The organism is Microbacterium sp. 69-7, from assembly GCF_001897985.1.
Lineage (GTDB): Bacteria > Actinomycetota > Actinomycetes > Actinomycetales > Microbacteriaceae > Microbacterium > Microbacterium laevaniformans.
The window spans coordinates 1-8,396 of the sequence record NZ_MKRU01000073.1 but is presented as its reverse complement, the minus strand read 5'-3'; the positions used below and the strand labels follow the sequence as shown (position 1 = coordinate 8,396).

General features: G+C 70.2%; 8 protein-coding genes. 2 read left to right on the top strand and 6 right to left on the bottom strand.

Annotation, left to right across the window (positions count from 1 at the left end; genetic code table 11):
- From BGN98_RS06765 to BGN98_RS06740, 6 genes are all read right to left on the bottom strand, one after another.
- Window positions 1-689: GMC family oxidoreductase (locus BGN98_RS06765; RefSeq protein ID WP_288120395.1), on the bottom strand; the 689-nt coding region annotated here is incomplete at its 3' end.
- The gene (locus tag BGN98_RS06760) at window positions 686-2,467 is read right to left on the bottom strand and encodes an aldehyde dehydrogenase family protein (protein ID WP_288120385.1); all 1,782 of its coding nucleotides are present in this window, start codon (window positions 2,465-2,467) and stop codon (window positions 686-688) included. The genes BGN98_RS06760 and BGN98_RS06765, both read right to left, overlap by 4 nt.
- A gap of 116 nt (window positions 2,468-2,583) precedes the next feature.
- A complete protein-coding gene (locus tag BGN98_RS06755) occupies window positions 2,584-2,844 on the bottom strand; it encodes a glutaredoxin family protein (RefSeq protein ID WP_036319047.1) in 261 nt (86 codons plus the stop codon).
- The gene (locus tag BGN98_RS06750; RefSeq protein ID WP_288120383.1) at window positions 2,841-3,974 is read right to left on the bottom strand and encodes a glycosyltransferase; all 1,134 of its coding nucleotides are present in this window, start codon (window positions 3,972-3,974) and stop codon (window positions 2,841-2,843) included. The genes BGN98_RS06755 and BGN98_RS06750 overlap by 4 nt, the downstream gene beginning before the upstream one ends.
- Before the next feature lie 118 nt (window positions 3,975-4,092).
- Complete coding sequence (locus BGN98_RS06745; RefSeq protein WP_288120381.1) at window positions 4,093-5,235, bottom strand: polysaccharide deacetylase family protein; 1,143 nt, start codon at window positions 5,233-5,235, stop codon at window positions 4,093-4,095.
- Window positions 5,236-5,374: 139 nt separating this feature from the next.
- Window positions 5,375-5,836: an FAD synthase family protein gene (locus BGN98_RS06740; protein WP_204946444.1), complete on the bottom strand. Its 462-nt coding sequence runs from the start codon at window positions 5,834-5,836 to the stop codon at window positions 5,375-5,377.
- A 220-nt stretch (window positions 5,837-6,056) separates the two neighbouring features.
- On the opposite strand from BGN98_RS06740, the gene BGN98_RS06735 reads away from it, so the two are divergent.
- Window positions 6,057-7,253: a polysaccharide biosynthesis protein gene (locus BGN98_RS06735; protein WP_204946445.1), complete on the top strand. Its 1,197-nt coding sequence runs from the start codon at window positions 6,057-6,059 to the stop codon at window positions 7,251-7,253.
- 129 nt (window positions 7,254-7,382) lie between these two features.
- Window positions 7,383-8,396, top strand: a 1,014-nt coding sequence (locus BGN98_RS06730) for a YveK family protein (RefSeq protein WP_288120378.1), incomplete at its 3' end; no start/stop codon positions are given.

Here is an 8,396-nt window from a genome sequence, read left to right as displayed (position 1 = left end):
GTGCCCCGCCGCACCAGCGCGTCGGTGAGCACGCGGAGGTTCCGGCGCCTGCGCGCCGGACGCAGGTAGGCGTCGGCGGTCGAAGCCCGGGCTCCGCGATGCTGCGTGACCATCGTCTGCGAGAAGCCCTGCCTCGTCGGGAGGTTCGGCGGCGTCACGGGATGCCGCAGCTCGCGCGCCGCCTGGAGGAAGGCGGCCGTGTGCGGACGGGGGTCGCGCTGGTGTTCGACGGACTGCGGGCCCCGGGTGCCCTGGGTGGCATCGGCGGCGTCCTGGGTGGCCTCCGCCCGCACGAAGTACGGGGCGAGGGCGTCCCACGACCACGGGTCGCCGGAGCCCTCCGCCCACGCGTCGTAGTCGGCCGCGAACCCGCGGATCCACATCATGGCGTTCAGCGATGACGATCCGCCCAGGGTCTTGCCGCGCGGCCAGTAGATCGTGCGCCCCTCGAGCTCCCGCTGGGGGACCGTGTCGTAGTTCCAGTCGTAGCGACCGCGGAACAGCGTCGAGAATGCCGCCGGCACGTGCAGCTCGAGGGCGGCATCGGTGGGGCCGGCTTCGAGCAGCAGCACGCTGACGGCGGGGTCTTCCGTGAGTCGGGCCGCGAGCGCGGCGCCCGCCGAACCCGCTCCGACGATCACATAGTCGGCGTCGAGGGCGCCGCCCGTCGCCGGCCGTCGCGGGCTCATGCGCCGAAGGCCTTGACGAGGGTGAGCGCCATCTTGGCCGGATTGCCGTCGATGCGGAAGCGGGTGAATCCCTCGCAGACGGCAGCGCCCGTGCGCGAGGTGACGAACCACGGGGGCTTCGGCAGCACCGAAAGCCCGTAGCCTCGGACGGCCGACGACGCCGAGCGCGGGAAAGGCCGGAACGGCCCCCGCACGACCGTGCGTTCGACGTGGTCGAGCAGCAGGGCGTTGTGCACGACGCCCATGCCGCTCGGGGCGTCGTCGAGGGTGCCGCCGGGGAAGGCGCCCCAGGTGGCGGTCGGGGTGAGGAAGCCGAAGGCCGTCCACGCATTGACCGCGACCGTTCCGTAGCGGAGGTCGGCGAGAGCCCTCTCGAACCCGTCGCCCAGAGCCCGCTGCGTCTCGGAATCGATCAGCACGTTGGCACCGAGAGTGCCCACGAGTCGTTCGTTGGCATGGGCGACGGCGTTGTCGAGGAACTCCTGGCCCGTCCCGCGCAGGGCCACCACCCCGAGAACCGGCGAGAAGTACTCCGTCGTCTCGAGGGCCTGCGCGTCGGACGGGGTCGTCTCGATGAGGGCGCGTGTGCCGCCGCCGCACCACGCGGCATCCGGGTACGACGTGCGGGCAGCGTCGAGCTTGCCCTGACTCTGCGGATACCAGACGGGGCGGGACGGCGCGCGGTCGTACGCCGTGCGCAACGCGTCGAGGAACGCGTCGCGCTGCGCCCAGTCGTCCGAGAGCAGCACGACCTGGCCGGCGATGCAGTTGTGGCCGCTGTTGTGCAGGCGCATGGTGACGACGTGCTCGGCCTGGAAGCGCAGGTCGGCGTCCGACCACCGGCCCGGCACGACGATGATCGGCGAGACCCCGCCCAGTTCCGCCGTGATCGGCTTCTTCAGCAGCGGCCTGCCTTCACGGCGGCGGCGTGTGGCGGCACCCGCCGCGGCGGGGGTGTGCGAGGGACCCCACACGATGGAGCGGAACGTCGCCTCCGATCCGGTGATGTGGACGTGGTCGATCTCCGGATGCTGGGTGAGGTAGGCGCCCACATCGCCGCCGCCGCGGACGATCCGCAGGAACCCGGGCTCGATGAGCGGTGCCAGCGCGCGCTCGCAGACGGACACCAGCGCGTCCTGCGTCGGATTGACCTTCAGCAGAGCGACCCGGTTCGACGCCAGCAGCTCGTACAGCACGTCGAGGTAGGGGATGGAGGTGATGTTGCCGGCGCCCAGCACGAGCCCGACGCCGCCCGCGCTCGCCGGATCGAGCTGTGCGAGCCCCGCCTCTCGTCGCGCCGTCGCGGCATCCACTCCCGGCTGCAGCCAGACCTCGGTGGCATAGCCCGACAGCAGCAGGGCGTCGGTGGCCGACAGCGGCGAGGTGTGCACCACGGTGCGGTCGCCGGGCGCCGCGCTGAGGCGGACACCGTCCACCGGCGAGCGTCCGATGGAGAGGGCGCGGAGGGTGTCGGCGTAGGCGTCGAGGGCGACGATGGCTGCGTACGGCCCCGACAGCCACTCTTCGCCCCGAAGCGGGTGCCCGGGCGGCAGGCCCTTCGACACGGATGCCGCGTCGGCCCATTCGGCCGCGACCGCGGACGTCGCGACGCGGACGCGCTGCAGCAGCGTGCGACGTTGCGCGAGAGTGAGAGCGCTCCAGGCGCGCTGCCCGGCGCGAAGGGCCGTGATCGCGGCATCCAGCTGGTCGCGCACGTCCTCGGCCAGGGCGGGCGCGGCGGGGGATCGTTTCGCTGTGCTCGGAGCTTCTGCGGTCACGGCGTTCTCCTTCGAAGCGGTGGTCGCGCTCGCGCGCGGGCCTCCAGCTTACGACCGGATGAGACGCGGTTCCCGGAAACGTGCGACGCGATGCCGCGCCCTGTCGCCGTCGAGCGTCAGATCAGGGAGAGCTCGCGCAGCTTCGACTCGACGTCGGCGTTCGACGGCTCGACGTGGTGAGACGCGTCCGGGTACACGACGACGGGGATGTTCGTGCGGCCGGAGATCTCGCGGGCGACGTCCGCGGCGGCGGGGTCGGCCACCAGGTCGACGTACGTGTATTCGACACCCAGCTCGTCGAGCTGCTTCTTCGTGCGGATGCAGTCGCGGCACCAGTCGGCGCCGAACATCGTGATCGGAGTCTTCTCGGACGTCATGATTCCAGGGTACGCTCGCCGGCGCGGGCCACGGCCGGGGTGACGATACGCGCGGTCGCCTTGCGCTTGGGCGCGTAGACCCAGAGCGCGTGATAGACGAAGCGCACGACGAACGCCGCCGCAAGGGTGATGGCCGCGGCCAGCACGCTCGGGATGTGGGCGCCCTGCACGAGCAGGGGGATGATCGGGATGCGCACGACCGCTTCGACGTTGTTGAACGCGAACGACTTGAGGAATCGCATCCACATCGCTCCGGACTCGGAGCGCATGTCGGCGAAGACGAGGTACTCCAGCAGCAGGAAGTTGCCGATGATCGTCACTTCGCTGGCGATGATCGCCGCGGAGACGTAGTTCATCCCCAGGTGGACGAGACCCCACATGATGACGAGGTTCGCGATCGCACCGACGCCGCCGACGAGCGCGAACGCCGACATGCGGCCGAAGCGGAGCATGGCCAGCTGCGTGAGGAAGCGCATGCCCTGACTGAAGGTGGCCTTGGATTCGCCGGCGAAGCGCGTCGCGAACGCGAACGGGATCTCACCGATGCGCATCTGGCGGCGCGCGAGGATCTCGAGCAGGATCTTGAAGCCGCGGGGCCGCAGGTCGTCGAGGTCGACGGTGTCGCGGTCGACCAGGAAGAAGCCGGTCATCGGGTCGGTGCAGCCGTGGAGCTTCCGCGGGAACATCGCCTTCGTGAGCAGCGTCGAGGTGCGCGAGACCGCGGTGCGCGTCGCTCCGGCGAGGCCGCCGGCCGTGCCGCCCGCGACGTAGCGCGAGGCGACGACGATGTCGACGTCGCCGAGGGCGGCGCGGTCGAGCATGCGCGGGATGTCCTCAGGCGGATGCTGCAGGTCGCCGTCCATGACCAGGCACCAGCGGGCCTGGGCGTTGCGGAAGCCCTCGAGGACCGCACCGCTCAATCCGCCCTCCGGCTCATCGCGATGGATCAGTCGCACCGGGAACTCCGTCGCTGCGGCGACGGCCTGGATGGTCGCGGGCGTGTCGTCGGTGGAGTCGTCGACGAAGACGACCTCGAAGTCGACGTCGTGGAGAGCCGCACCGATGCGGCGGACCAGCTCTGCGACGTTCCCGCCTTCGTTGAAGGTGGGAACGATGACGGAAAGATCCATGGGGATGCGCTCGCGATCGGTCAGGGACAGAACCGTCTCAGCCTACCGAGGCGGAGTTGGGCAACTCCTGTGCGTGCTCTGTCAGTTCTTTCTGGTCTCTGCGGCTCTCGCGCCGGCGTCAGCCGATCTGCTTCTTGAGAGCGGCGACGCCCATGCCGTAGTTGATGCGCACGCAGGGGAGGGTGAGCTTGTCGCTGCCCACCGAGACGTAGCCCTGTTCGATCGTGCGGGCCATCTCGAAGCCCGCCTGGCGCAGGCCCTCGTGCGAGGTCTCGTTGTTGTGCCCGTACGGGTACGCCATCACTTCCTTGACGCCGCCCAGCGCGGCCGCCGAGGCGGTCATGTCTGCGGCGATCTCGGGAGCGGTCAGGTTCACCATCTGGCCCTTGCCGTTGGCTCCCGCGTGATGCATGTCGTGCGTGTGGGACCGCTGCAGGATGAAGCGGTTCTGTGCCGGCACCCCCGAGCCCGTGATCACGAAGGAGGTCGCCATGAGCTGGAGCTGCTCGTTGATCGGCGAGGCCATCGTGAGCCAGCTCGGATCGGCGTCGTCATCGGTGATGATCACCGCATGGTCGGGCAGGTAGAGCGCGCCGTCGATGAACGCGCTCAGCTCGTCCCAGGTGGGCAGATAGAAGGACTGATCCTTGATGTACTGCATCTGGGCGCGGTAGTCCTCGATGTACGCGTAGTTGCCGCGCAGCCAGCCGGACTCGCCCTCGGGCTTCGCGGTGAACTGGTGGTACATGAGGATCGGCACGCGCGCCTTGGCGGCGGCCACGGCATCCGTCGTCGTCCACGCGCCGTAGAGCGTCTGCTGGTGGGCGGTGCAGGCGACCGGCCTCGAGCCGTTGATCCGCGTCGCGGGACTGCCGGCATGTGCAGCGGGATCGGCGGATGCCGCGGCCGCCGTCGCCGCGTCGGCGTACCAGCCTGCGAACACGCGGCCGGCGGCCCGCGGGATCGGCAGGTGGTCGTACAGGCGGTCCTGCACCTGCAGCTGCGGCTCGAGCGTCGTGCCGCCGATGCTGAAGCTGACCGCGCACGCTCCCGGGACATCGGCATGCGCCGCCAGGAGCGCTTGAGCCGGGGTGAGCGGCGTGGGGGTCGGGGAAGGTGAGGGCGTGTGCGTGGCCGGCGTCGGCGACGTCGCGGCATCCGTGTTCTCCGTGGCGCAGCCGGCGAAGCTCGCCGTCGCCGTCAGGACCACGCCGATGGTGAGCGCGCGGATGAGGCCGCGGTGGCGATGCACGAAACCCATGAAAACAACCCCCAAGGTGGACGGCGCGCCCCCGCGCCGCGCTCATTCTAGGGGGACGGGGTGTCACGCAGCAGAAATGACCAGGTCGGCGGGGTTTCTCTTCGACTTTCGTCGCAGATTCCCTCCGCTCGGGGGGTGCTCACCCGACGTCCGAGCGGATGCCGCGACGTTCGTCCTTCGCCACGATGGCCGCGTCCAGCGCGCGTCGCAGCTGCGAGCTCGACGTGTGCGCGGTGTAGGGAAAGTAGACGACCTGCACGCCGACGGCCGCGAACTCGCGCTCCAGGCGCAGACCCTTCTCCGTGCCGCGCCAGTCATCACCTTTGAAGAAATGAGTGAAGCCGACCTCGCGCCACACCTCGAGCTTGTCGGGCACCGTCTCGATGTGGACATGGTCGACGTAGCGGATGTCGCGCACGATCTGCGCGCGCTCGACCGTCGGAACGAACGGTTCCACGCCCTTGACCTCACGCAGCATCTCATCACTGACCACACCCGCGATCAGGAGGTCACATTGTTCCTTCGCATGGCGAAGGATGTTCAAGTGTCCGATGTGAAACAGATCGAACGCACCTGCGGCATAGCCGATCGACACAGCCATAGCGAGCTCCCCCAGCTCTCGACATGATCCGAGCCCGACGACGAGCGCCGGTCCGGTTCGAGCCCCCCGGCTCGATGCGGGCCCCCCGGCCCACGTCTGCACATTACCGCAGGTGCGCACGAGGCGACAGTGGCGCGCACCGCGACGGCAGCGCCAACCGCAGGAAGGCTGCCGCCCCGGCGCACCGTCGGGCAAGATGGGGCCGGGGGAAGGGGCGCGCGTGAAGCGGAAGGCGTTGGGGGCGATCGCCGCGCAAGCGGCTCAGGCGGCGGTGAGCTTGGCGCTGCAGATCCTCGTCGCACGCCTGCTCGGCATCGCCGACTACGGACGCTTCGCGATCCTCTACGGCGTGATCGTGTTGGCGTCCGGCGTCGTCACGGGGCTCGTCGGAGACGCGCTCATCGTGCTGGATCGCGCGGACCGACGGATCCGCGCCGGACTCGAGGTCTGGCTCGCGATCGCGGCGGCGACCAGTGCGGCGCTCGCCGCCGCCGCGGCCGCAGCCAGCGGCTTCGCCAGCCCTGCCGAAGCGGGACTGTTCGCGCTCGCGATGATCGCCTTCGTGGTCGAGGAGATCGTCCGCCGCCTCCTCATGGCGGGCTACGCTTTCCCGCGAGTGATCGCCGCCGATCTGACCGGCTTCGTCGTCAGCCTCGCGGTGCTCGCCGGGGCGGCGGCCGTGCAGGCACTCTCGCTCGGTGCTTTCCTCGGTGCCATCGCCGCCGGGCAGACCATCGGCGCGATCGTCGGGTGGCGTCTGGTTCCCCGATCGGAACGCGTCCTGGTCGGCTGGCGGGGTGCAAACCTGCGCACCGTCTGGGGTTACGGGGCCTGGCGAGGGCTGCAGCAGACCCTGCGGCCGGCGATGCTGACTGGCGTGCGTGTGGTCGTGCTTGCGGCCACCGGCGCGGCCGCCGTCGGCATGCTCGAGGCGGCACGCACCTACACCTCCCCTCTCCTCCTGGTCGTCGGCGGCCTGTCGTCGTTCCTCTTCGTCCGCTTCGCCGACCATCGGCGCGAGGGCCGGTTCGACTCGCTGCGAGAGGCGGACCGCGTCGTGGTCGTGCTCGTCGGCGCGACCGTTCTGATGAGCGCGGTGGCGCTCGGACTCGGACCGTGGCTGGGTCCGCTGGCGTTCGGTGTCGCGTTCGATCCGACGATGCTCGTGGCGTGGCTCGTGTTCGGGCTTTCGGTCGCGGTGGTCACGCCCTACGGCGCGCTCAGCGCCGTCGCCGGACGTCAGCGGGTGGTCTTTATGGTTCGCCTCAGCGACACTCTTCTCGGTCTGGTGCTGACGGTCGTGATCGTCCTCGTCGGCGGCAGTCCGGCCCTCATTCCGTTCGCCCTCGCCGCGGCATCCGCGCTCGGCGGAGTCGCCCTGCGCTGGATCGCCGCGAACACGCCGTCGGCACCGTGATCCTCTCAACCGGCTGAGAAGGCTCGGCAGGCAGCGCCGACTGGTGGTAGGTTCGGCGCAGCACGAAGGCGTCGGGCGGGGGAACAGGGGTACGTCCGGCGCTCGGGCTCATCTTGGGGGGTGGGGAGCATGGAGGACGTCCCGTACGCGCGGATACTCCGCGAAGGTTGGTTGCTGGTCCTGATCTTCGCGCTGCTGGGCGCGGGTGGCGCCTACGGCATCGCGAAGCTGTTGCCGGAGACGTACGCATCGACGTCGACGTTGATGCTGCAGGTGGACTCGAAGGAAGCGTCGCTGTTCGAGCGCAACCAGTTCAGCCTCGCGCGGATCCGTTCGTATCCGGAGCTCGTCGACAGTCCGGAGGTCATCGCCGGCATCCGCAGCGATCTGCACCTCTCCGCCGACGAGTACAGCGATCGCGACCTGCGAAAGATGGTGTCGGCGGACAACACGACCGACACCGTGCTGCTCGTCGTGCGCGCCGAGGCTCCCACTGCGCAGCTCAGCGCGGCGGTCGCGAATGCGGCCGCAGCGCACCTGTCGAAACTCATCCAGTCGACGGAGAACTCCGACGCCGATGAGCGCTACCAGGTGAACCTCACCGTGGTGCTGCCGGCGGTCGAACCGCTCGCGCCGGTGTCTCCGCAGACGCTCGCGATCGTCGGGCTCGGACTGATCGTCGGGCTGGCGGTCGGCGGGATCGTCGCCGTGTATCGCACGGTGACCAACCGCAACGTCATCACCATCTCCGACGTGCGGCGGCTCGTCGGCATCCGTGTCGTCGGGCGCATCCCCCGCCGTCGCCGCTGGAGGCGTTCGGACGACGAGGACGAGTCCGTCGCCTTCGACGAGACCGTCGCCAATCTCGGGGTGCTGGGCGGCAGCGACCTCTCGTCCGTGCTCGTTCTGACCGCTTCGGACGATGCCATCGGGCAGGCGGAGCGCAGTGGTCTGGCGGCTGCCTTCGCTGCTGCGGGTCGTACCGTCACGATCCTGGAGACGCGCGCCACATCCGACGCCGCGGCCGAGGCGCGCTCGCTCGCCGAGGTGCTCGACGGGGAGGACGTCGACGCCGCGGCGGGTGAGGCCGCGGGCCGGCAGTTCGCCGATCCGCTGCCGGTCGCGGCGGCAGCGCTGCAGGAC

Bases quoted from the DNA above. Each gene is read 5' to 3' on its own strand.
- BGN98_RS06750 (WP_288120383.1), bottom strand. From the start codon at position 3,974: ATGGATCTTTCCGTCATCGTTCCCACCTTCAACGAAGGCGGGAACGTC.
- BGN98_RS06740 (WP_204946444.1), bottom strand. From the start codon at position 5,836: ATGGCTGTGTCGATCGGCTATGCCGCAGGTGCGTTCGATCTGTTTCAC.
- BGN98_RS06745 (WP_288120381.1), bottom strand. From the start codon at position 5,235: ATGGGTTTCGTGCATCGCCACCGCGGCCTCATCCGCGCGCTCACCATC.
- BGN98_RS06755 (WP_036319047.1), bottom strand. From the start codon at position 2,844: ATGACGTCCGAGAAGACTCCGATCACGATGTTCGGCGCCGACTGGTGC.